18 protein-coding genes are annotated in these 23,958 nt (G+C 66.4%); 11 read left to right on the top strand and 7 right to left on the bottom strand.

Annotated elements, in window-relative coordinates; all coding sequences use genetic code 11:
* Positions 1–46: 46 nt before the first annotated feature.
* Positions 47–2,557: an endopeptidase La gene (gene lon / locus KY501_RS13770; protein WP_224363368.1), complete on the bottom strand. Its 2,511-nt coding sequence runs from the start codon at positions 2,555–2,557 to the stop codon at positions 47–49.
* A 254-nt stretch (positions 2,558–2,811) separates the two neighbouring features.
* Here lon and KY501_RS13765 point away from each other — a divergent pair, with 254 nt between their 5' ends.
* From KY501_RS13765 to KY501_RS13755, 3 genes are all read left to right on the top strand, one after another.
* On the top strand, positions 2,812–4,032 hold the full coding sequence (locus tag KY501_RS13765) for a VWA domain-containing protein (protein ID WP_224363367.1): 1,221 nt from the start codon (positions 2,812–2,814) through the stop codon (positions 4,030–4,032).
* 458 nt (positions 4,033–4,490) lie between these two features.
* Positions 4,491–5,357: an ImuA family protein gene (locus KY501_RS13760; RefSeq protein ID WP_224363366.1), complete on the top strand. Its 867-nt coding sequence runs from the start codon at positions 4,491–4,493 to the stop codon at positions 5,355–5,357.
* A gap of 21 nt (positions 5,358–5,378) precedes the next feature.
* Positions 5,379–6,890 (top strand): Y-family DNA polymerase, encoded by a 1,512-nt coding sequence (locus tag KY501_RS13755; protein ID WP_224363365.1) that lies wholly within the window; start codon positions 5,379–5,381, stop codon positions 6,888–6,890.
* A 4-nt stretch (positions 6,891–6,894) separates the two neighbouring features.
* Here KY501_RS13755 and KY501_RS13750 read toward each other — a convergent pair whose 3' ends face one another.
* The gene (locus KY501_RS13750; protein WP_224363364.1) at positions 6,895–7,281 is read right to left on the bottom strand and encodes a hypothetical protein; all 387 of its coding nucleotides are present in this window, start codon (positions 7,279–7,281) and stop codon (positions 6,895–6,897) included.
* Between the two features lie 208 nt (positions 7,282–7,489).
* On the opposite strand from KY501_RS13750, the gene KY501_RS13745 reads away from it, so the two are divergent.
* From KY501_RS13745 to KY501_RS13735, 3 genes are read left to right on the top strand one after another with little or no spacing between them, the layout of a single operon-like run.
* Positions 7,490–8,557: a DUF2169 family type VI secretion system accessory protein gene (locus KY501_RS13745; RefSeq protein WP_224363363.1), complete on the top strand. Its 1,068-nt coding sequence runs from the start codon at positions 7,490–7,492 to the stop codon at positions 8,555–8,557.
* A gap of 42 nt (positions 8,558–8,599) precedes the next feature.
* Positions 8,600–9,064, top strand: coding sequence for a DUF4150 domain-containing protein (locus KY501_RS13740; protein ID WP_224363362.1), 465 nt, complete (start codon positions 8,600–8,602; stop codon positions 9,062–9,064).
* Between the two features lie 33 nt (positions 9,065–9,097).
* Positions 9,098–9,607 (top strand): DUF6484 domain-containing protein, encoded by a 510-nt coding sequence (locus KY501_RS13735; RefSeq protein ID WP_224363361.1) that lies wholly within the window; start codon positions 9,098–9,100, stop codon positions 9,605–9,607.
* 19 nt (positions 9,608–9,626) lie between these two features.
* On the opposite strand, the gene KY501_RS13730 is transcribed toward KY501_RS13735, so the two are convergent.
* Positions 9,627–10,373 (bottom strand): Imm49 family immunity protein, encoded by a 747-nt coding sequence (locus tag KY501_RS13730; protein WP_224363360.1) that lies wholly within the window; start codon positions 10,371–10,373, stop codon positions 9,627–9,629.
* 84 nt (positions 10,374–10,457) lie between these two features.
* Between KY501_RS13730 and KY501_RS13725 the strand changes: the two genes are divergently transcribed.
* Positions 10,458–10,889, top strand: a complete 432-nt coding sequence (locus tag KY501_RS13725) for a basic helix-loop-helix domain-containing protein (RefSeq protein ID WP_224363359.1) — start codon at positions 10,458–10,460, stop codon at positions 10,887–10,889.
* A 175-nt stretch (positions 10,890–11,064) separates the two neighbouring features.
* On the top strand, positions 11,065–13,971 hold the full coding sequence (locus KY501_RS13720) for a PQQ-dependent sugar dehydrogenase (RefSeq protein WP_224363358.1): 2,907 nt from the start codon (positions 11,065–11,067) through the stop codon (positions 13,969–13,971).
* Between the two features lie 95 nt (positions 13,972–14,066).
* On the opposite strand, the gene KY501_RS13715 is transcribed toward KY501_RS13720, so the two are convergent.
* The 3 genes from KY501_RS13715 to KY501_RS13705 are packed head-to-tail and all read right to left on the bottom strand — an operon-like array spanning position 14,067 to position 16,706.
* Positions 14,067–14,681: an Imm43 family immunity protein gene (locus tag KY501_RS13715; RefSeq protein WP_224363357.1), complete on the bottom strand. Its 615-nt coding sequence runs from the start codon at positions 14,679–14,681 to the stop codon at positions 14,067–14,069.
* A 22-nt stretch (positions 14,682–14,703) separates the two neighbouring features.
* Positions 14,704–15,567, bottom strand: a complete 864-nt coding sequence (locus KY501_RS13710) for an AHH domain-containing protein (RefSeq protein WP_224363356.1) — start codon at positions 15,565–15,567, stop codon at positions 14,704–14,706.
* A 5-nt stretch (positions 15,568–15,572) separates the two neighbouring features.
* Positions 15,573–16,706 (bottom strand): hypothetical protein, encoded by a 1,134-nt coding sequence (locus KY501_RS13705; RefSeq protein WP_224363406.1) that lies wholly within the window; start codon positions 16,704–16,706, stop codon positions 15,573–15,575.
* A gap of 66 nt (positions 16,707–16,772) precedes the next feature.
* Here KY501_RS13705 and KY501_RS13700 point away from each other — a divergent pair, with 66 nt between their 5' ends.
* Positions 16,773–18,161, top strand: coding sequence for a TIGR02270 family protein (locus KY501_RS13700; RefSeq protein ID WP_224363355.1), 1,389 nt, complete (start codon positions 16,773–16,775; stop codon positions 18,159–18,161).
* 18 nt (positions 18,162–18,179) lie between these two features.
* On the opposite strand, the gene KY501_RS13695 is transcribed toward KY501_RS13700, so the two are convergent.
* Entirely contained in the window at positions 18,180–20,447 is a 2,268-nt protein-coding gene (locus KY501_RS13695; RefSeq protein ID WP_224363354.1) for a type VI secretion system Vgr family protein, read from the bottom strand.
* A 122-nt stretch (positions 20,448–20,569) separates the two neighbouring features.
* On the opposite strand from KY501_RS13695, the gene tssI reads away from it, so the two are divergent.
* Positions 20,570–22,075: a type VI secretion system tip protein TssI/VgrG gene (gene tssI / locus KY501_RS13690; RefSeq protein ID WP_224363353.1), complete on the top strand. Its 1,506-nt coding sequence runs from the start codon at positions 20,570–20,572 to the stop codon at positions 22,073–22,075.
* Positions 21,961–23,955, top strand: coding sequence for a bacteriophage T4 gp5 trimerization domain-containing protein (locus KY501_RS13680; RefSeq protein ID WP_373691597.1), 1,995 nt, complete (start codon positions 21,961–21,963; stop codon positions 23,953–23,955). The genes tssI and KY501_RS13680 overlap by 115 nt, the downstream gene beginning before the upstream one ends.
* Positions 23,956–23,958: the final 3 nt, after the last annotated feature.

Here is a 23,958-nt window from a genome sequence, read left to right as displayed (position 1 = left end):
AGGAACCCGCCCGATTCAGAAGGCTACGGACCGCGAAGGGGAACCGTTAGTTCCGGACCCCTACCGCCTCGGCCCGGATCTCCGGCGAGGCGTCCGTGGTGGCACCCGGCAGCGGAGTGCCCGGCTGCTCGCCACCGGCCGGAGTGCCCGGCGTGCTCTTGAACGGCGACTTCTCCAGCGCCGCGTCCAGCACCTCGTCCATCTTCGTGGCGAAGATGAACTCCAGCTCCTTCTTGGCCTGATCCGGCACGTCCACCAGATCCTTGCGGCAGCGCTCGGGCAGGATGACGCGCTTGATGCCGGCGCGGTGAGCCGCGAGCACCTTCTCCTTGATGCCGCCCACCGGCAGCACCAGGCCGCGGAGGGTGGCCTCGCCCGTCATCGCCGTATCGCTGCGCACCCGGATGCCCGTCAGCAGGCTGGTGAGCGCGGTGAGGATGGTGACGCCGGCCGAGGGGCCGTCCTTCGGGATGGAGCCCGCGGGGAAGTGCAGGTGCAGGTCCGTCTTCTCGAGGAAGTTCGGGTTGATGCCCAACGCCTCCGCCTTGCTGCGCAGGTAGCTGAGGGCCGCGGTGGCGCTCTCCTTCATCACGTCGCCGAGCTGGCCGGTGAGCGTCATGCCGCCCTTGCCCGCCATCTTCGTCGCTTCGATGAAGAGCAGATCGCCGCCGGCCGCCGTCCACGCCAGGCCCGTGGCCACACCCGGAACCTCGGTGCGCTCGGCCACCTCGGAGTAGAACGTCTCGGGCCCGAGGATCTCCTTGACCCGCTCGCCGTTGATCGTCTGCTTCTCGGTCTTCCCGCCAGCCACTTCCACCGCCACCGCGCGGCAGATGTCCGCGATGCGGCGCTCGAGGTTACGCACACCGGCCTCGCGCGTGTACGAGGTGGTCAGGATCAGCAGGGCCTCGTCCTGGATCTCGATGTGGTCCCCGTTCAGCCCGTGCTCCTTGAGCTGCTTGGGCACCAGGTGGATGCGCGCGATGCTCTGCTTCTCCTCGAAGGTGTAGCCGGACAGCTCGATGATCTCCATGCGGTCACGGAGCGGCCCAGGGATGGGATCCAGCTGGTTCGCCGTGGCGATGAACATCACCTTGGACAGATCGAACGGCACATCCAGGTAGTGGTCGCTGAACGTGTTGTTCTGCTCGGGATCCAGCACCTCGAGCAGCGCCGCGCTCGGGTCGCCGCGGAAGTCGGCCCCCAGCTTGTCGATCTCGTCCAGCATCATCACCGGGTTCTTGGTTCCGGCCTTCTTCATGCTCTGGATGAAGCGGCCCGGGAGCGCGCCAACGTAGGTGCGCCGGTGCCCACGGATCTCCGCCTCGTCGCGCACGCCGCCCAGGGACAGGCGGACGAACTTGCGGCCGGTGGCCCTGGCGACGCTCTGGCCGAGCGACGTCTTACCGACACCCGGCGGGCCCACCAGGCAGAGGATGGGGCCACGCATGTCGTTCTTCAGCTTGCGCACCGCCAGGTACTCGAGGATGCGCTTCTTCACCTTCTTGATGCCGTAGTGGTCCTTGTCGAGGACGGTGCGGGCGTTCTCGATGTCGAGGTTGTCCTCGGACACCTTGGCCCACGGCAGATCCGCGATCCAGTCCAGGTAGGTGCGGGCGACGGTGTACTCGCTGGAGGCCGCCGGAATGGTCTTCAGGCGGTTGAGCTCCTTCTGAGCGACCTTCTCCACGTCGGGCGGCAGGCCGGCCTTCTTCAGGCGCTCCTGCAGCTCGTCGAGCTCCTCCTCCTCCTCGCCCATCTCACCGAGCTCTTCCTTGATCGCCTTGAGCTGCTGGCGCAGGTAGTACTCGCGCTGGGTCTTCGACATCTCGCCCTTCACGGCGGAGTCGATCTTGTTGGAGAGCTTGAGGATCTCGCGCTTGCGGTTGAGCAGCTCGAGCACGAGCTTCATGCGCGCCTTGAGGTCCACCGTCTCGAGGACGGCCTGCTTCTCCTCGATGGGCACGTCCACGTTGGCGGCGATGAGATCGGCCAGGTGGCCCGGGTGCGTGATCGACTCGACCAGCTCGGTGGCCGCGGCGGGCAGCTCCGGCATGAGCTCGATCACTTCACGCGCGAGCTTCTTGAGGTTGATGCCCAGCGCCTCGACCTCGACGTTCTCCGACGAGGTTTTATCCTCGACGGCGTCCACGCGGGCCTTGAGGTAGGGGGCCTCCTGGACCAGCTCCAGCACGCGGAAGCGGGCCAGACCCTGGACGACGAGCGAGTAGTTGTCCTCGCCCATCTTCAGGAGCTTCACGATGCGGGCCACGGTCCCCATGCTGTAGAGGTCCGAAGCGCCGGGATCCTCTTCCTCGGCGCGGCGCTGGGTGACGACGCCGATGACCTGGTCGTCGCGGACCGCGTCCTTGATGAGGGCGATGGTCTTCTGGCGGCCGACCGCCAGAGGGAGCACACCACCCGGGAAGAACACGGAGTTCCGCAGGGGCAGGATGGGAAGCACCTGCGGGATGTCCTCCTTGTTGATAAGGCCCGGAGGAGCCATGGCCGTCGGCATGGCGCTGGCGGCGGAGCCTTTCTTCTTCTCGTCAGACATGTGGTTTCGACCCTCTAAGCGCCCGGCTGGGTGTCGGGCTGTTGATTACACACTGTTCTTCTGTGCCAGTTGACCCAACGTAGCAACCAAAACGCCCATGGCAAACGCTCCGTGCATTTTTCCAGTGGGGAGTTCACCTGCAGGACGGTTGTCGCGCAGCGGTAGCAGGTGGGGCATGCTGGACACCTTCTTCATGGCATTCTGATGCGGCGCGTCCTGGTGCGTCGCGCGATCCTGATCCGGAGGGAACCCACGTGAGGCTTCGTACGCCTGCTCAGTCCATGCTCTTGGCCGCTGCCCTGGGGTGGGGGTTGGCATGCAGTTCCCCGGTGGATGAGCCGGGGTCGACAGTGCCTGGGACCTGCGAGTCCGAGGCACCCGTTATCTCCGCCCAGAAGACGGACATCCTCTTCGTCATCGACAATTCTGGCTCGATGGCGGAGGAGCAGGCGGGAATCGCCACCGAGCTACCGGCCTTCCTGGCTGAACTGCGGCAAGGGGGCGGAGTGGCGCAGGACTTCCGGGTGGGCGTCATCACGACGTCCGTTTATCAACGTGCGTTTGTTAATAACCGCGAAGTCTATCGGGAGTACCCGGAAGAGTCGGGTCGGCTGAGGCCCGTTCCTACAGCGAGCGGGGAGCCGAGCTCGGAGCGGTACATCGAGGGCTCGGATCCGGAGGTGCTGGAGAAGTTTCGCCGGCTGGTGGTGCAGAAGACGAACGGCAGCGGCCAGGAGACGCCCTTCGAGGCGGTGCGGCTGGCGGTAGCCTCCTCGCTGGCCACCACGTCGCTGGATCAGGGTGGCAATGGTGGCTTCCTGCGGGACGGGTCTCGGTTGCTGGTGGTGGTCGTCACGGATGAGGAGGACTGCAGCTCCATGCAGCGCCCGCCACCGGTGTTCCTCACGGAGGACACGTCGCGGGACTTCTGCTCGGAGAAGGCCTCGGAGTTGACGTCCGTGGACGAGTACTTCGACATCTTCCAGAACCTGCGGGACAGCAAGGGCGCTGCTCGCGAGATGCTGTGGGCCACCATCGGCCCGGTGTCTCTGACGGACAAGAGCGTGGGCCTGGTGCAGGACGTGACGCCCCAGGGCACGTATGTGCGCAACGTGGGGTGCCCGACGTCGTACGGTCCCGGGTTCCGCCAGCGCGCCATGGCCGAGCGCTTCAACAGCGGCCTGGAGAACCTGGACTCCATCTGCAAGTCGAGCTACCGCGACACGCTGGTCTCCATCGCGGGGCTGGCGGCCATCTCCCAGAGCATCGAGGTGATGAACCTCCCGGATCCGCGGCTGGCGCAGGTGCGGGTGACGCGTGCGGACGGCACGGTGCAGACGTGCAGCGTGGCCGGAGGGGATCTGCGCTACGACGCGTCCGGCGAGGAGCGTCCCGCGCGCCTCTTCTTCCGGGGTGACTGTCTGCGCCGGCAGGATGATCAGGGCATCGAGGTACGGGTGTTCTGCGCGGAGTAGGAGACGGTGACGCGGGGGCTCATGGCACGGGCCCACATTCCGGGGGACACAGGTCGCGGGTCCCTCGTCTCGGTGTGGGGCCCCCCGTCGGCTGACGGGTCCTCCCACCCCGGCCGTCCCGCTCTCCCAATCGATCCCAAGCCGGTTTGTCGGCCTCCGACTCAGGTGCGTCGTATCCCAGGCCGGTAAATCGGCCTCCGCTCGTTTATTCTCTGAAGGAATCCCGGAGTTCTCCTTCGGCCGGAGAGTGGCCTGCTGAACGGGGCGCCTCGGGCTGGTGCTCACTGCCATCTGGCCTGTGAGGTTGGATCGAGGGCTTTCGCGCTCGTGATCCCGCGCGGATCGCGTGAGCCCCCTCCGCTCGAATGAGGCCACCTCAGTGGGTCCTTCGTGCCGTGTGTCAGATCCGTGAGCATACTGAACGAGCGTGTAGATCTGCTCGGCCCGGAGAAGATGTGATGAGCGCGACGGCGGAACAGCGAACGGGAGCAGTGGTCGAACAGCTGCGCGAGCGGATCCGCCAGCTGCAGGCCGCGCCCCGGAGCTATCTGGCCACGCTTCGTACCGGAGTCGCCGAGGTGGACGCGCTGCTTCCTTCTGGTGGCTTTCCGCTGGGCCAGGCCTTGGAACTGTGTGGTGCAGCCGCTTCCGGGCGCACCAGTCTGGCTCTGCGCGCGGTGGCATCGGCCCATCGCGAGAACCGCCTGTGCGCCTGGGTGGATGGACCCAAGGAACTCTATCCCCCGGCTGCCGCTGCCATGGGCGTGGATCTGTCACGACTGCTCATCATTCGCCCCAAGGAGACTTCGCAACTCGCGTGGACGGCGGTTCAACTCGCTCGGAGCGGTGCGTTCGCATGCGTGGTGCTGGATCTCACCCAGGGACTCGCGGGTGGGAAGTCCTCCGGCGTCCGGCTGTCGCTCGCGGAAGGGAAGAAGCTCGCGGATGCGGCCTTTCGTGGGGGCAGCCTGTTGTTGTTGTTGTCCTCTCCGAATGCTCCCGCGGACGGGGTGACGCGCATGCGGACCGAGTCCCTGGGGCCTGAAGGGCTCGCGGTGGAGGTGGTGCGCAGCCGGCAGGGAGGGCTGGGAACGCGAGCCGTGATGCCGTGGCACTCGCTCTATCCCGCGCTGGAACCCGAGGGTGACGAGTCCGTGTTGCTGGCCGGAGAGATGCCGACGGGTGAGGATCTCGTGCCGGATTTCCATCGAGCGCGCTCCTGGGAGCGGCGCAATGGATGCGGCATCCTGGGACAGCGTCCTGGGCGCGATGCGCCGATGCCGTCCTTTCGTTCCAAGCTGGGAACTGGCACCTCGCCGCGCTGAGAAAGGGGACGGGAGGGATTCATGCGGCTCGGATATCTACACTTCTCGCGCTTCCCGGCGCAGCGCCGGGTCATCGAGATGCCCGAGCTGGCAGGGAAGCCCTTCGCGCTGGAGGAGGAGGTGCGAGGCCAGCGGCGGGTGGCCTTCGCCTCGTCGAGCGCCCTGAAGGCCGGGATTCGGGCCGGGATGACGCTGACGGCCGCGACGGCCCTGGAGCCTTCGCTTCAGCACTTCCCCTATCGGGACGAGGATGAGGTTCGCGCGTTGACGTCCCTAGGCGAAGCGCTCATGTGCGTTGCGCCGGGCTTCCAGCTCGCAGAGCCGGAAGGGATGTGGTTCGACGCGAGCGCGGCGCACCTCTTCGGCGGTGAGGAGGGGCTGTGCCTGCGAGCTTTGGAGGTGTGCTCGGGCCATGGCTATCGGGGCAGGGCGGTGGTGGCCTCGGAGTTGTTCACGGCGCGCGCCCTGGCTCGTCATGGCACGCGGCCTGTGATGGTGATCCCCGAAGGCGGGAGTGCCCGGGCACTGGCGCCTTTGCCGCTCATTGCGCTGGAAGGACGGGAGCGAGAGGCCTTCGCGGCGCTCGGACTCAGCACGCTGGGAGAGGTCGCTGCGCTGCCGGCGGGCGCGGTGGTGGCTCGCGGTGGCGCGGCGGGTCTGCGTGCGCACACGCTCTGCACGGGAGGCGATGACACCCCCTTCGTCGCAGCGGCGCTGGAAGAGGTGCTCGAGGAGCGGATGACGCTGGAGTGGCCCGCTGAGTCTTTCGAGCCCCTTCAGTTCGCACTCAAGACGGTGCTGGATCGGCTTTGCGCGCGGCTGGCCGGACGGCGCCGGGCGGCGGTGCGGTTGAACTTCATCCTGAAGCTGGATCCCACCGGGCTGCTGGAGTTGCCACTCACGCTGGCTCGGCCCACGGCGCGCGCGAAGCTGCTGCTGGATCTGGCGAAGCACCGGCTGTCGGATCTGCGGCTGGAGAACCCGGTGGCGACGATCTCGGTGCGGGTGGACGAGCACAACGAGGATCGAGGCCAGCAACTCGCATTGGGTGACACGCCGGAAGGGGATGCGGCACTGGAGGTGGTGCTGTCCCGGCTCGCCACGACGCTGGGCGAGGAGACGTTGTTCTCTGCCTCGCTGGAGGCTGTCCATCGCCCGGAGGAGGCCTACGCGACTCGGGCCTTTCATCCTCCAGCGGCCACGCGTGGCATGGCCGGAGAGCTGCTCCCGGAAGAAGAGGTGGATGTTCCCGTGGATGAGGCGCTGAAGGAGCGTCCCTCTCGGTTGCTGGAACAGCCCGCCACACTGGACGCCGAGATGACGGAGTCCGGCGAGCTGCTCGCGGCGTGGTTGCTGGGCAAGCGGCGCCGGGTGATGGCGATGGCCGGCCCCGAACGCCTGGGCGGTGAGTGGTGGGCACAGTCCCCCTTCAGCCGGGACTACTACCGGGTCCACTTCGAGGGTCTGGGGCCGGCCTGGGTCTTCCGGGACGCGCAGGACGGCCGCTTCTATCTCCAGGGCCTCTTCGACTGAGGCCTCACGCCCCCTGAGGCGCGGTGGCCTTCATCGCTGCCTTCACCTTCTCGCGCAGGGCCTGGTGGCGCTGCTTGAACTGCTCCTTCTGCGCGTCGGAGAGCTGTCCGCCGCTGGACTGGCGCTGAGCCTGCAGATCGTCACGGAGCTGGCGGGCCTCGGCCTTGAACTGGTCCGCCTGCACCTGCGTCAACCGGCCATTCTCCACGGCGCGATCCAGCCGGCGCTCCATGAACGCCATCCTGCGGAACATCTTCCCTTCCTTGCGGCCATGGCACTCGCCCGAGCGCATCTCCTGGCCCTGCGGAGCAGGGGTCTCGGCGGCGAGCGCGGAGGTGGCGAGCATCAGCGAGGCAAGGGCGGTCGACAGCACGGCGGTCTTGATACGCATGGGTGTTTCTCCTCAGATGTAACTGCAAGCGTCAGAGCCCCGGCGGCTCTAACGGTGTCTGCAGAGAAAACCCCGGAGCCGTCCCGAGGTTACTTCGCACGTTCTTTCGCCTCGCTCGTGCTTCCTCGCTCGGTGGGTTGCTCGAAGCTCTGGACCACATGGGAGCACCGCTGACGACGTGCGAGCAGTTCCTGCTAGAACGCAGTGCATGGGGCATCCCAGCACCGAGAACCTCACGCCCTTCACCTTCGAGCCGCTCTTCCTCGCCGACGAAGAGCTGCGGCCGCTGCTCGTCCCCGTGCTCAAGGCCACCTTCGAGCTCAGCCCCCAAGGCAAGCTGACCCTGGCCGAAGAACAGGCGCCTCTCGAGCTGGCAGGGCAGAAGTGGGATGACTCGGATGAGTCCAGCGATCGCTATGAGCCCGAAGGGGCCTTCTTCAAGCCATCCACGGATGTGGTCCTCGTGGGCCATGCCCACGCCCAGGAGCGAGGCACCCGAGAGTTGCTCGTCGCGCTGAAGCTCGGCTCGCTGCAGAAGGGCGTGAAGGTGATCGGCGACCGGATGTGGTTCAAGAGCTTGGGCAGCATCGCCATGACGAAGCCAGTTCCCTTCGAGCGCATCCCCCTTCGTTACGAGCGCGCCTTCGGAGGCAGGGACCGCAGCGCCTCGGATGAGGCGAAGCCTTCGTTCGAGTCTCGCAATCCCGTGGGAACGGGGTTCCGCGTCAACGGCAGCCGCTTCGAGGAGGGCATCCGCCTGCCCAACCTCGAAGATCCCACCCAGCTCATCCAGGAATGGGGAGACACTCCGCCTCCCGCGGGCTTCGGCTTCCTCGGTCCCCACTGGCAGCCCCGCGCTTCCTTCGCCGGTACCTATGACGCGGCCTGGGAGAAATCCCGCAAGCCACTGCTGCCGCGTGACTTCGACCGGCGCTTCCTCAACGCCGCCTCTCCCGGGCTCATCGCCCCCGGATACCTCCAGGGCAACGAGTCCGGAGTCATCGTCAACGCCACCCCGGAGGGCCGGCTGGCGTTCAACCTCCCAGGACTGCCGCCGCCCCGGGTCCAGGTGTGGCGCAAGAACGAGTCCGACGAGGAACTCGAACTTCGCCTGGACACCGTCATCATCGACACCGACGCCATGCGGCTCTTCCTCCTGTGGAGAGGGCTGCTGGTGCTCGCCCGGGAGCCCACCGAGGTCGAGGCGCTGGAGGTGACCTGCGAGGGCTCGGAGCGGTGGGGCCCTCCCCAGGCATCCGTCTCACAGGCGGGGTAGAATGGCTCGGCGTGGCATCAGTCGGAGCCCGGAGGGTTCGAGATGAGCACCAGCGTGGGTGTGAACAAGCTGTCGGTGGTGAACCAGGACACCAACGGGACGACCATTGCCTTCCCGGACGTGTGCAAAACGCCGAGCCCCGGTGGCCCCATCCCCATCCCGTACCCCAACATCGCCCAGTCCTCGGACACCGACAAAGGCACCAAGAAGGTGAAGGTGGACGGCAAGCCCGTGTGCATCGCGGACTCGAACTTCAAGACGAGCTCCGGCGACGAGGCCGGCACCGCGGGCGGTGGCGTGGCCTCGAGCAAGACCAAGGGCAAGGCCGAGTTCGTCAACTACTCCTTCGACGTGAACTTCGAGGGCAAGGGCGTGGCGCGCTCCTTCGATCTGATGCTCCACAACGACAAGAACACGCCGCCCTTCCCGGTGTTGCAGGGGCCCGTCATCGGCCTGGGCAAGTCCGGAGACAAAGCCAAATGCCTCCTCTGCGAGAAGGACCTCTAGCGCCGGAGCGCTCGGGCGGGGAAGGTCAGCGACATGAGCACGCGTGACGCCAGACAGCCTGCGGGCCGCGCCTTGGAGGAGCCCATCCGTGAACCTCGGGTGGGCTCGGTGGTAGGCACCGCCGAGGACGGCTCGCCACGGGTGGATTACCCGGGCAACACGCGAGGGCCGCTGGTGGCGCGGGTATCGGCGGGCATCGATGCGGACACCCTGGCGCGGGCCGCTGATCAGCGCCAGCAGGCGCTCCTCCTGTTCGAGAACGGCGATCCAGGGCTGCCCATCCTCGTCACGCTCCTGGCTGCACCCAGCGCCACGCCGCTCATCGACGCGGTGCTCGCCGAGCCGCTCCCCTTGGTACCCGAGGAGGCGCTCGTAGATGGCGAGCGAGTAGTGATCCGCGGACAGGAAGAGGTCGTCCTCGAGTGTGGCAAAGCCAGCATCACCCTGCGCCGCGACGGGAAGATTGTCCTGCGCGGAGCGGACATCCTCACGGTGGCCTCCGGGGTGCAGCGCATCAAGGGCGGCAAGGTCCAGATCAACTGAAGCCTCCCGCCCGGCAGGCTCAGGCGCTGGAGCTCGCGGGGATGGCCCAGTCGTCCGCATACCGCGCCGTCATGGGGACTCGGGCGAGCGGCGGGCAGTACCGGTAGTCCGCATCCTCGAGCACGAGCCCGGCGCGCTCGGCCAATCGCAGCAGGGCCAAGCCCTCCAGCCACAGGAAGCGGTGGGGTGCGAACGGGGTGACGGGCGTGCCGAACTCCTTGGCCGCTTTCTCGGTCTGGATCTCGTAGTCCAGCCGGGTGGCGGAGAAGGCCTGGGCGAAGGCGTCCGCGTCCTGGGCGAGCATCGCCCGAGCCAGAGCGCACCGGCTGCCATACTCCTTCTTGCTCACCTTCTCGAGGCGAGCGATCAACGGCTCCAGCGTGGAGGCGGGCGCCGGCTTCGCGCGGGCGAGGGACTGGAGGATGACGGCCCAGAGGAACTCGTCCTCGTATTCGCGCACCTCGACGTGCTGCCAGGTGGTGGTGGACACGGACACGATGGCATCCGCCTGAGGAAAGTTCCCAGCCGCGAGCGCCGCCAGCAGGGGCATGTTCCAGGATGCCGGGGGCGGCGTGAGCTGGCGCGAGTGGAGGAGGGCCAGAAGCCGACGGCCATTCTCGGCGGCGCGGCACAGGTTGAGGAAGAAGCCCTGGGGGTTGCCATCCACGAGCAGAGTGGCCACGCCGATCAGATGGAGGCAATGGACGATGTCCTGGACCTGGGCGAGGAGGGTGTCGCGATCCGCGCTGGTCCTGAAATCGTCCATGAGCCCTTCGAGTTGGAGGGCTGCATCCGCACGGAGGGATTTCAAGTGGGCCATATATGCTCCGAGACTTTCAGGAGCCTACCCATGTTCGAAGCCAACTGCTTGAAGGAGAAGCCGGCGGACATCGTCGCGCGGGTGCTGAAGGAGAAGACCCCGTGTTTCCTGTCCGCTCGGAAGGGAGAGCAGGGGGTGCTGATTCCGCTGGGTGGTTTCATGGACGAGGTGCTGGAGCGCCACCCTCAGATCATGGACGCCACCATGAAGGATCTGAAGAAGGGGACGGAGATGCCCCTCTACTGCATGCAGGTGGGGCTCTCGAAGGGGAGGGACGCCATCCGCTTCCTGGATGGCAGGGACCGGCCGGTGCTGGGGCTCGTGAGCATCAAGCGCTTCGTCCACTGGCTCGAGGAGGACGAGGATCCACCCGCGCCGAAGCGCAAGGCGCCGGCTCGGAAGAAGGTGACGAAGCGAAAGAAGGCGGCGACCCAGCCCAGGAAACGGATGGGTCAACCCTAATCGGAAGGAGTGACACTCCTTACCGTGGCTCGCTTCTGGAGATGACTTATGTATATCTCATGGTTATAGTCTGTGTTCACTGCGGGTGAAGGGTGCGATTCTGTCGGGAGAAGTGGCGATGCAATCACAGATGAGAACAAGTGTGCGGGCGTGGTCGCCCATGTTGTCTTTTAGAGTGTTCGCAGTCTTTTCTCTTGTCGTGGGTTGCTCGACATCGTCGGCGCCGTCGACGCCAGAACTCGCGGTCGTGCGTGCGAGCGCGGTCATTCAAGACGCCAATTTCGCCGACTCCGTCTTCGTCAGTGGCCTCCAGGGACCAACCACCATGACCTTCGCGCCCGACGGGCGCCTGTTCGTCTCGGAGAAAAACGGCTCGCTGCGCATCGTCGAGAATGGCCAACTTCTGGCAACTCCTTTCGTGACGCTCGCCGTGGACGACGACAACGAGCGCGGGTTGATGGGCGTCGCTTTCGATCCCAACTTCGCCAACAACCATTATCTGTATGTTTATTACACGTCGACTGCTGGCAGCATTCACAACCGTCTCAGCCGCTTCACCGCCAATGGAAATGTGGCGGTGTCGGGGAGCGAGTTGGTGCTCGCCGATTTTCCGACTCTCGATGCCGCCAATCATAACGGAGGTGCGGTTCACTTCGGACTGGATGGCAAGCTTTACGTCTCGGTCGGTGAAAATGCGGTCTCCTCCAATGCGCAGAGTCTGAATACGCCGCTTGGCAAGCTGTTGCGATTCAACTCGGACGGCAGCATCCCCACCGACAATCCGTTCTACGCGACCGCCACGGGGCTCGCGAAGGCGACCTGGGCGATGGGGTTGCGCAATCCCTTCACCTTCGCCGTTCAGCCCGGCACGGGAACCCTGTTCATCAACGACGTGGGCGAAGGCGGCTGGGAAGAGATCAACCGCGGCCAGGCCGGTGCCAACTACGGCTGGCCGATCACTGAAGGTTATTTCACGAATCATCCGGAGCTCACGCAGCCGTTCTTCGCGTACCCGCATGGTTCCGGCACGGCCGCCGGCAACTGCATCGCTGGTGGTGCTTTCTACAACCCACCGATCTCGGCGTTTCCCAGCGCGTACGTCGGGCAATACTTCTTCGCGGATTACACCAACAATTGGATCTCGCGCATCGACCCGAACTCCGGCTCGAACTCGCTGTTCGCGACGGCCATCTCGGGGCCCGTGGATCTCGATGTGGGGCCCGACGGCGCGCTCTACTATCTGGCGCGCGGCTCGGGTCAGGTGGGTCGCATCGCCTACACCGCGTCGCTGCCGCCGAGCATCGCACAGCAGCCAGCGAGCACGCTCGTGTCGGTCGGCTATCCGGCGACCTTCACGGTGTCGGCGAGCGGCGAGCCGCCACTCACCTATCAATGGCAGCGGAACGGCGTGAACATCACCGGTGCGACCTCGGCGAGCTACGTGCTGAACGCCGCGCAGCTCGCCGACACCGGCGCGCACTTCCGAGTGATCGTGACCAACGGGATTGGCTCGGCCACCAGCGCCGATGCAGTGCTGACGGTGACGACCAACAAACCGCCGGTGGCCACGATTGTGACGCCGGTCGCGGGAGCAACCTACACCGCAGCCACCAACCTGGCGTTCTCCGGCTCGGCCAGCGACGAGGAGGATGGCGCGCTGCCGCCGAGCGCGATGACCTGGACCATCATCTTCCACCACGATACCCACACGCATCCAGCCATGCCCGATACCTCCGGCGTCGCGAGCGGGAGCTGGCCGATCCCGAACATCGGCGAGAGCTCTTCCAACGTCTGGTATCGCGTGTGGCTCACGGTGCGCGACTCGGTCGGCCTCACTCACACGACGTATCGCGACGTTCATCCGGTCACGGTATCGCTCCAGGTGACCAGCGTGCCGAGCGGGCTGCAGGTGCTGATGGACGGGCGGCCCTTCGCTGCGCCGCATGACACGACCGGTGTGGTCGGCGTCGTCCGCTCAGTGGGTGTCGACTCGCCGCAGTACGCGAACGGAAAGTTCTGGGAGTTCTCGTCGTGGTCGGACGGCGGCGCGCAATCGCATACCTTCACCACGCCCAGCAGCGCTGCCACCTACACGGCCACGTTCGTCGAGATCTCGGGCGGGAGCTGCTACCAGATTCAGAGTGAGCGCACCGACAAGTGGCTCACCGTCAATACCGCGGGCAAGGTCGTCGCCGGCAGCACGACGCAGGCAGGTGGGCAGATCTTCCAGCTCGTTCCGACTGGCACCAAGTACAAGCTCAAGGGCTCGGGCGACGCGTTCATGGCGGTGGTGACCAACCAGCTCGCGATGAGCGCCAACTTCGCCAGCGCGGAGTCGTTCACGCAGCTTGCCTGCGGCTATGGCGGGCGCACGCGTGTCGGCTTCCAGTCCTCGTCGGGGAGTGCGCCCCATTGGAAGGAAACCACGGAGGGCGAGCCGATCCAGAGCGGTGACGGCGGCAATGGCGGCGCCTGCAACCCGGCCGATGGCGGTGCCTGGGAGGCGTTCTACCTCGAACCGGTGACCTGCCCGGGTAGCAGCACCGGCCCGGTGTGCGGCAACGGCACGATAGAGAGCGGCGAGCAGTGCGACGACGGCAACACCAGCTCGGGCGATGGCTGCGATGCGACGTGCCACATCGAGTCCAGCGGCAGCGCGGGCTGCTTCCGCATCCAGAGCGAGCGCACCGACAACTGGCTCACCGTCGACAGCGCGGGCAAGGTGGCCGCTCTCAGCACGACGCAGACCGGTGGCGAGATCTTCGAGCTCGTCACGAGCGGCACGCAATACAAGCTCAAAGGCTCGAGCGGTGCGTACCTGGGGGTGGTCGCGGACCAGCTCACCGTGGGCGCCACGCTCGGCACGGCGGAGCCGTTCACCCGCCACGACTGCGGCGTCTACGGCGGCCGCAATCGCTATGGCTTCGAATCGTCGACGGGCACTGCGCGCCACTGGAAGGAGGTCACCACCGGCGCTCCCATCCAAAGTGGAAATGGCGGCAACGGGGGTGTCTGCAATGCCGCCGACGGTGGCTCGTGGGAAGCCTTCTACCTCGAGCCTGCGACCTGCCCGGGCGGATGACACCGCTCCGCGAGCCGCGTTCTGCTCCATCGCGCCTGCCGTCGAGTTGCTAAGCCAGATGCGATAGGGCGCAATCCAGTTGGAGCTGTGGAGTTTTAGAGGGCATCGTCGTCGTCCTCGTCGCCTCCCAGCTCCAGGCCATCCCATCCCTCCGCCTTGAAGAGGCGGTAGCCCGTCACGCCATTCTTTTCGAAGGCCTTGCGGACCGTATCGTCGATGATGATCAGTCTGGGCTTGTTCGTCGCGCGGAAGAGATGCGCCTCCTTGTCGACGGATCGAGGCTGAAGCACGAGCTTCTTGATGCGGCCAATCTCCCCATCGATCAGGGTGTCCATGACGAGCTTCGACTTCTTCATGTCGATGATGTCCTGGCTCCCAATGGGGTTGAGGATGAAATAGTCGTCAGCCGCCACGGCTCCCTTGTGGTCTTTGACCGTGATCGGCAGGAACTCCAGATCCTTGCTCTCGAGTTCCTCCAGGAGGGTGCGCACCTTGCTGGAGACAAAGAGGCCCGATTCAAAGTTGGCGATGAAATCGTAGAGCTTGCGACGATCCTTGAACTTGTCGGCGAACTGGACGGTAGCGTTCTTGGGGAACTCCTTGGCCAGACTCTGCCCCTCGTTGTAGCGGTAGTCCTTGATCTTGCTCCGAGGGAACCCGGCAAGCACCGCGCCGTCGTTGTTGGTGATACTGAGAACCCAATAGTTCATTTCCCGTTTCTCCCGATCCCACTCAGCACAGCGCGCCCCACTTGTACTTCTTGGGCGACTCCTTGGTGCCGTAACGGACGTATTCCTCCACAAGGACCTTGCCGGCCAGGACCTTCTTGACGCTCTGGCGGCCCAACTTGACGATGAGGTCCCAGCATTCGTCCTCGAGCTCGCGGAGCTTCTCGAAGATCTTCTCCTTGAGCTTGTCGTGAGGTTGTCCGCGATCCGCCAGGGCCTGCAGCTTCTGGGAGAGCTCGCGCAGGTTCCTCATCACCAGCCCCGTGTAGTTCTCATGATCCCCAGGGTGCTGGATCAGACGGTGGATGGGAACAGCCCAGGCCTGGTCGGGCAGATTGATCATGTTGTGCCCGTGGTTGATGTTGTATTCGGACTGGAGGATGAGCCGGCGCTGCGGCGCGGTGAAGCAAGGCTTTCCGTTGAACTCGAAGTAGAAGGCGGAGCCCGGCAGCATGTGGTGGGCTTCCCAGACGTAGGGAAAGGCTTGTCCCGCCTTCTTGCCTGTTCGCGTCTTGGCGGAGGGGTTGAAGTTCTCGGCCGGGCCGCCTGGGAACTTGTAGTTGGCCAGCTTCTTGGCCGGGATCCGCGCCAAGTGGGCGTGGGAGAGATCCTGGTAGACCTTGTTCCGGCCGCCATCCGTCAGCAGGTAGTCGTGCGCGCGCTGGGCATACTTGTCGCCCTTGGCGAGGACTCCTGTGAGGGGCTCCTTCGTGCTGGCGTGCGGCGTGGCCGCTGCGGCCTTCTTCTTTTTCTTCTTCTTTTTCTTCTCCTGCTCCCGCTTGTACTGCTCCTTGCGCTTCAGGCTCTTGTGGTAGCCCTCCGCGATCTTCTGGGAGTACGCCGTATTTTCGATGACATCAGGAGGCATGGGATTCACCGCCGGGGACGGCCGGGAGCCGAGGGCTCCTCGGAAGAGAAGTGGATGGCCGCGCGCTCTCCCGTGTCTGAAGACGAGAGCACGATAATGGATGGGGCAGGGGCGTAGCCTCGGTGGAAGGCCCGCAGTGCCACGGCGGCGCCGAGTCCTCCCGAGGCCACGCCCGTGTGGCCAAAGCTCTGGGCCGGCATCCATGCCGAGCTCTCCGCCAGCCGTTGCTCGCGGCTGTGGAGCTGGACCTGGAGCATGCCCCACTCATGGCCTCGCCAGTGTTGCCCGTCGTGGTCGGACACCAGCAGCGGGGGATGGGCCTGGGGCGCGAGCGGGCCGAGAGCGGAGATGACACAGTCAGCCAGGGGCTGGGCGTCCGTGGGGCGCTCCGCTCCCAGCGGATGAGGATCCGCGTCCAACGCCACGCTGCGGAGGAACACGGGCGTGCTCTGCTCGGCTTTTCGTGACGCCGAGGCCGGGCTCAAGAGCAGGGCCACGGCAGCCTCCCCTGGGATCAGGCCCGTGGGGTGGTCCTCCGTCTTGAGCAGCCCTTCATCCCGAAGGAAGTTGAGCGTCTCGGGAGAGGCCAGGCTGTCCACCGCGCAGACCAGGGCGGCCGTCACCCGGCGGTGCTCGAGATCCTCTCCCGCCGCGGCCAGAGCCTGCGCGAAGGCCGCGTTGCCGCCGTGGAACAGCCGTGCGGGAGTGCCTCTCCAGGGTTGGCCCGATGCGGAGAACGCCCCCTCCACCACGCGGGCTCCGAGTGCCGCCACGCGCTCCTCGGGAGTCTCCGGATCTTCATCGTCGGGCTCCTTGCCCGTCGTGAACCCGCGCTCCTGAGGATCTGGCAGCGCGACGTAGAGCCCCGCTTGTGCATCGAGCGCACCCAGGTCCTCTCGGGTCGCCAGGTCCGCCAGGGCTTCGGTGAAGAGCGCGATCAGCCGGCCCACGCCCGAGAAGCCGAACGTGGCCGCTGGCAGAGCGTGGATGGACACCGTGCCGGGTTCCTCGTCGCCCGGGAAGAAGGTCTCCGCGTCGGGCGCCTCGGACGGCCGAGCGACACCCGCCCGGAACGCCGCGCAGGCAGGGATCAGCGGGCCTAGCGAGCTTGCGAGCCCTATCGTCTTCACCCATCCCATCATATGTGCCGCCCCACGCTCCCGAGCATAGGGGAGTGCACCGGATGCGGCTAGGATGCCGTGCTCGTGGCCAGGTCCCCAGCACTTCCCAAGTACCGTCGCCCTCCCGTGCCCTGGCACGTGATGGAGGTGCACCTCGAGGACGCCGCCTTCCTCTGGGCCCAGTGGGAGCACGCCCTGTGGGCCCCGGACTATGTGTTGGCCGAGGTGGCGCAAGGCGAGGAGCGCCGGTTGCTTGCGCACCTCGATGCGCTCGTGCTCGGAGGTCGGGCCGTGGCCGAGCGATTCCTGCTCCCTGCGCTCCAGGGGGAGGAGCTCAGCGCCATCAGCGCGGCCGGGCTGGCCCTCCTGGGGGGCGAGGACGTGGACTGGCGGGAGACCGTGTTCGAGTGGCTGGCCGAGGGCGCCGAGGAGCTCATCTCCGGCATTCGCCGCGCCGTGGAGTTGAGTCCCCGCGAGGATATTTCCCCGGGGCTCGCGCGCCTGTTGCCCGGACTGCCTCCGAATGAGCAGGCGGGAGTACTTGCCGCCCTGCGCTTCCGTCAGTCGGATGCCGGCGAGGCGTTGCGGAAGCTGAAGCTGGGCGATGACATCTCCCTGCGTACCGAGGCTGTCCGGTGTGCCCGGTTCGCCTCTCGGGCGATCGCGGAGGAATGGGTCCGCATCGGGCTGGGGGACAGCGAGCCGCGGGTGCGGGATGCGGCGCTGGAGACGGGGCTCGTCCTGGGGAGCCGCCAGGCGTGGACGCGGTGCCGCCAGCTCCTGGAGGAGGGCGGAGAGGTGCCTCGGGTGGCCCTGCTCGCGCTCGCGATGGGAGGGGAGGGCAAGGATCTGGAGGCGCTCGCGAAGGCGCTGGGCGATCCCTCTCTGCGTGACGAAGTGCTCTGGGCGCTGGGGTTCAGCGGGAAGCTCGAGGCAGCCGAGATGGCCTTCCAGAGCCTGCAGGAAGTAGGGGATCGGCTCGCCGCCGAGTCCTTCGCGGCCATCACTGGACTGCCGCTGGGGCCTCCCTTCATCGACGAGGAGGAGCTCGACGAGGAGGATTTCGACGAGGAGCTCCTCGACGCGGAAGCCGAGTCCGAAGAAGAGGAGGAAGCGGCGCCCGCGGTGGACTCCTCCGTCCAGGAGCTGTTGCCCGGGCCCGAGGTGCTCCCCGGCAAGGTCCAGATAGTCCGGGTGGAGCGGTGGTGGCAGGAGGCGCGGAAGCACTTCGAGCCCACCGGACGCTACCTGCGTGGGCAGCCTCTCTCCGTGGAGCTCGTCCGCGCCGCGCTCGAGGGTGAGTCCATGCGTCGCCGTCCCGTGCTCGCCTGGGAGTTGGCCATCCGCAGCCAGGGCGCCTGTCAGATCGAATCCCGGACATGGACGCACTTGCAGCGGAGTCAGGCCCAGGCAGCCGCAGGCCTGCGCTCGGACGCGTTGACCCGCTCCTTCGATCGGCTTCTGTCGCGCTGAGGCCCTGGCTCGCCGCGCTCAGTTGTCGGCGATCTTGCTGCCCTTGATGATGACGTCGCCGCTGGCGGTCATCTCGATCTTGGCGCCCTTGATGACGATGTCCCCGCTCTTCTTGAACGTGAGCGAGGCCGAGCCCACCTTGATGGTGAAGGTGTCCTCGGCCACCAGGCTGATCTCCTTGGCCGACAGCTTGTGGGTCTTCTTCGTCACCTGCTGAAGCATGCCGCCCACGGTGAGCGTCAGATCCTTGCCCACCTCCAGCGTGCGGGACTCGCCCACCGTCTCCGTCATCTCCTTGCCCACGGTGAGCGTGCGCGAGCCGGCGATCTTCTCCGTCTTCTGCGCGCCGACCAGCTCGCTCTTGGAACCGCCGACTTCTTCGGCCTTCACGCCCACCACCGCCACGTTCATCGCGGCGCCCACGGTGACGGCGTAGGCCCCGCCCACGTTGAGCGCCTTGGCCAGGCCGATCGTCTCCGCCGACGCCAGCGCCACGGACAGCGTGTGCGTCCCGCCCACTTCGATGCTCTGCGAGCCGCCCACCGTCTCCGTGTGGTTGCCGGCCACCGTCGTGTCTCGGTTCGACTTCACCTCCACGCTCTGGTTGCCGATGACCGTCGTCTCGTCGTTGCCCTGCACCTTGAGCGACTGGTTGCCGCTGATCGCCCGCTCGCGATCCTTGGCCACCGTGAGCGTCTCGTTGCCGCCGATGGACTGGCCTTTGTCATTCTCGATGACGATGTCCAGGTCCTTCTGGCCGTGGAGGAAGATCTGTTCCTCGCCCGCGGCGTCCTCGAAGCGCAGCTCGTTGAAGCCCCCGTTGGTCGGGCTGGAATCCGAGCGCAGCGTGCTCTGGGTCCGCTTCGCCGGCAGATCCGCGGGAGGAGGGTTGTGCCCGTTGTACACGCGACCGGTGATGAGCGGCCGATCCGGATCGCCCTCCAGGAAGTCCACCACCACCTCCTGGCCGATGCGCGGCAGGTACAGCGCACCCCAGCCCGGACCCGCCCAGGCCTGGCTCACCCGGATCCAGCACGAACTCTTGTCATCGCCCGGCGCCTCGCGATCCCAGTGGAACTGGACCTTCACGCGGCCGTGCTCGTCGGTGTGGATCTCCTCCCCAGAGGGGCCCACCACGATCGCCGTCTGCGGGCCGGGGATGACGGGACGCGGAGTCCTTCGCGCTGGGCGGTACGGCACGTCCGAGGGCATGCAGTGGAACGTGCTGCGGTACGGCTTGCGGTCCGAGTTTCCTCCTTGCTGCTGCTCGAAGAGGAGCACCTCGGGCTGGAAGCCCTCGTGATGAACGGACAGCAGCAGGAACTCCCGGTTGAGTTCGGGCTCCGCGTGGTTCGTCAACTCGAACTTGTACCCCGGCATCATGCGGCGGCTCTGGCACTGGCCCCACGCCAGCTGCCCGGTGGCTCGTAGCTCCTCGAGCCGAATCTTCGCCACGTCTCGGCCCGGCCCCGGATCCTCGTACTTGCCCGGGTAGTCGTACACCTCCAGCGCCGTGTCCCCGTCCGAGGCCTGGTCGTCCACCGACATGTCCAGCGAGGGCCGCACGAAGTCGAAGTCCCGCAGCGCCACCGCTCCGGGAACCACCTCGCGCTTGCCCGTCATCTCGTAGACGCACTCCTCATCCGCCGCCATGCCCGCGGGATCCCGGAAGGGCAGGAGCGGATCTCCCAGGATGGGCGTGTGCGCCTGGGGAGAGTCTCCCAGCACCATCTCGTGCTCTCCCTGCTCGTGGCGGAAGAAGTAGAAGATGCCGACCTCCTCCATCAGCCGCGAGATGAAGTCGAAGTCCGACTCCCGGTACTGCACGCAGTAATTCCGGGGCGAGTACGAGCCCTGCAACTCCACCGAGTGCTTCACCTTCCCCGCGTCCAGGAGCTCCTGGATGATCTCGGGGATGGTCTTCTGCTGGAAGATGCGGCTGCGGCGGGTGTGGCGAAGCTGGTGGAAGCGAGGCTCGAGCACGGCCCGATATCGGTTGCGCTGGGGACCTCCTCCCTGGTTCCAGCGGCTCAGCTCGCAGAGCACACCGTGCAGGTAGCGGATGTCATCGCCCTGGTGCACGACCAGGGCGGCAGGCTGGCCGAGCAGCTCGGCGGCGTCCACGTGGATGTCCTGCTCCGCGGTGAAGATCAGATCCACTCGGTAGGGACTGGACAGGCCTTCTCGCGCTTCGAACTCCACGACGGCGAGCTCTCCCTGGGTGAAGGGGCCTGCCTCGAACTCGAACTCAGGCTCGCTGGCGGTCAGGGCGCTGGCTGGTCTCACCGGGAAATCCCCCATGGCAACGGAAGCACTGTGGACGATAGATGTCTGTCTCGGGTGCGTCCACCCGTGACGCGCGTTCATGGTACCGTGTCGGTCTGCATCGCGCTGCCCCGGGGGAGGATGTGAGCCCAGGAGAAGAGACCCGCCGCATCGCCTTCGAGTTCCAGGGCGGCCCCTATACCTCGCAGGATCTCGCCGTGACTGCATTCTCCGGGCGAGAAGAGCTGTCGCGTGCGTTCGCCTTTACGGTGGAGCTGGCGGCGACCGGGCAGACAGCCATCCAACCGCAGGAATTGCTCGCGCAGCAGGTGTTGCTCTCACTGCATGATCGCGTGAATGGGGCCTCCCGGTTCGTCCATGGGATGATCGGCCGGGTGGAAGCGCTGGGTGAGCGGCAGGGGCGCATGCGCTACCGCGTGCTGCTGGTGCCCGACTTCTGGAAGCTCCGCCACGTGCGCCGCAGCCGTATCTTCCAGCAGAAGAGCGTCCCGGAGATCGTCCAGCAGGTGCTCGGCGATGCGGGGATCGCGCACGGCGCCCGCCTGGAGGGCAGCTACTCGCCGCGTGAGTTCTGCGTGCAGTACCGCGAGTCGGATTTCGACTTCGTTTCCCGGCTGCTGGAGTCCGAGGGCATCTTCTTCTTCTTCGAGCACACCGAGGACGCCCACACGCTGGTGCTCGGAGATGGGGCCAACTCGCATACGCCCATTCCCGGAGAGTCTCGCCTGCCGTTCCGAGAGTCGACGGGCGCCGAGGGTGATGAGGAGCACGTCCTGGCGCTGGAGCGCGCGGCGCGGGTGCGTCCGGGTGTTGCGGTGCTGCGGGACTTCAACTTCGTCCAGCCGTCGATGGACTTGACGGCGAAGAAGCAGGCGGCCAACGCCAACACGGAGCTGGAGGTCTACGACTCTCCAGGCAAGTACGAGGAGCCCGGAGTGGGCCGGGACCTGGCGCAGGTGCGGCTGGAGGAGCTGCGGCATGATACCGAGCGCTGTGACGGAGAATGCTCTAGCGTGCGCCTGCTTCCCGGCTGCACCTTCACGCTGACGGAGCATCCGGACGCCACCTTCGAGGGAGATTACCTGCTGGTCTCGGTGGAGCACTCGGGAGGGCACGCCGCCTACCAGAGCCGCTTCCACGCCATCCCCGCTGCGGTGCCCTACCGCCCGCCCAGGCTCACGCAGAGGCCCACGATTGCTGGCGCGCAGACTGCGATCGTGGTGGGCCCTCCGGGCGAGGAGATCCACACCGACGAGCATGGCCGCATCAAGGTCCGCTTCCACTGGGATCGCGAGGCGCCGGGCGACGACAAGAGCTCGTGCTGGATCCGCGTGAGCCAGGCCTGGGCCGGTGCGGGCTGGGGCGCGCTGTACCTGCCGCGCATCGGTCAGGAGGTCATCGTTCGTTTCCTGGAGGGTGATCCGGATCGGCCGCTGGTGACGGGCACGGTCTACAACGGAGAGAGAGCACGCTGCGCTCCAACTCCAGCCCCGGTGGCGGAGGCTCCAACGAGCTGCTGTTCGAGGACGCTACGGGCGAGGAGCAGATCTTCCTCCACGGCCAGAAGGACTGGGAGATCCGGGTCGAGAACGACAAGACGCAGCGCATCGGCGGGTTCGAGTCCCTGACGGTCGGCGGAGATCGCACCCAGACCGTCGAAGGCAACCAGGCCCTCTCCGTGCAACTGGAGGATGTGCGCGAGATCCAGGGCAACCAGTCGATCTCCGTGATGGGCAACCGCACCTTCGACATCTCCGGCGATCACTCCGAGAACGTGGCCAACCACCAGGGCGTGACGGTGGCTCGGACGCTGACGTTCCTGGGGGCCATGGCTTCCATGGAGACCGTGGGCGGGGCCAAGGCGCTGACCGTGGGTGGGGCCTACTCCATCGCGGTGGGGCTTGGGTTCAACGAGGCCGTGATCGGCCTGCGAGCCGAGCAGGTGGGCGGCTCATCCACGGAGCTGGTGCGCCTGGATCGCGAGGAGACGGTCGATGGAGATCGATCCTCGAAGATCTTCGGTGAGTTCAAGACGTCCGTCCCCGAGACGCTGGACCTGGAGGTGGGCAAGGACTTCACGGAGACGGTGAAGGGAGACGCGCTGCACTCCATCACGGGCGGGCTGGCGTGGATGGCCCAGGAGTTCGAGCTTAAGGCGGACAAGCTCACCCTCGCGGTGGGCGGCAAGGTCGTGCTGAGCGTCGAGCAGTCCGGCAACATCGCCTGGACGGGCAGCACCATCACCCTGGACAGCAGCCAGACGAAGATCAAGGGCGGGGAGGTGAAGCGGATCTCTTCGGGCTCGCAGAAGAGCCTCAAGGGCAAGAAGGGCAAAGCCCCCAAGGAGCCGAAGAAGGATCCCGTTCCCGTCATCAAGAGCCTCAAGTGGGACAAGAACAAGGCTGTCCCCAACCACAACAGCGGAGCCCCTCCCGGTGGCGCGGTCCCCGCGGATGCCAAGATCATCCCTCAGGTGGAGACAGAGAACGTCCCCTCCGGCACTCGCGCGCTCATCTCGATCCACCACTGCCTCACCGGCGCGCGCGTGGGCGCCCTCACGGATCTGGTGGTGCAGGGCAACAAGGTCTTGGACAAGAAGACAGGTCAGCCTCCGGTGTGGACCTTCGAGGCGAAGCATCTGCCCTGGGATCCCTGGGACTGCCCCCAGTTCTTCTTTCGGGTGAAGATGTCCCACAAGGGACTCACCGGATCGAGCCCCTCCGATCTTGGCAAGGACAAGGCGAAGACGCTCCAGGTCGAGTACTGGCACATGGTGGTCAGTGACGCGGTGGCGGACACGGTCGCGGGCGGCGGGCTCACCACCGGGGCCGAAATGAACGAGATCGCTGGCCTCATTCGCGCCAAGGCCCACCACAAGGTGGGCACCCGCGCGCTGTCTGGCGCTACCGTGCCGATACGGCACTGGGGCTTGCTGCTGCGCAACACCTACGCCTATCACCACGCCAGCCACGGCGACGTGCAGGACCGCAACACCGGCACCAGTCTGAACGATCCGGCGAACAACAACCCGCCGCACTCCCAGCCCGGCGGCAACTGGCAGAGCGTCATCGTCGCGGTGGCCTCGCAGAACCAGCCAGGCAACTCCTTCAAGGACACGGATGTCCGCAACAAGCGGGACGTGACCAGCGTGCCTCGCTACCTCGTCTATGTGGACACGTGCGTGGCCGGCTGGGAGCGGAGCCTCGGAGACGCCTTCGTCAACCGCGGCACGCGCAACTACCTGGCCTTCCGCTGCTACATCCCCGATAACGATGCCCGCGCGATGGCTCGGAACTTCTACACGAAGTGGAGGGACTCCTACTCGTTCAATCCGGCGAAGATCCCCGCCGTCTTCTATGACACGGGCGCGCCGTACTACCACAGCATGCGGCCCGTCCTCTTCGGCGAGGGAGGTGGCTCCATCGATCACCCGCTACTCCAGCCCTTCACCGCATTGGGCCGGGCCATCGCTGGTTTCGTCACCAGCGTCGCCTCGCTGCTGAAGTAGTCA

The sequence above is a fragment of the Hyalangium versicolor genome, from assembly GCF_020103695.1.
Lineage (GTDB): Bacteria > Myxococcota > Myxococcia > Myxococcales > Myxococcaceae > Hyalangium > Hyalangium versicolor.
This window is presented reverse-complemented; position numbering and strand designations above follow the sequence as displayed.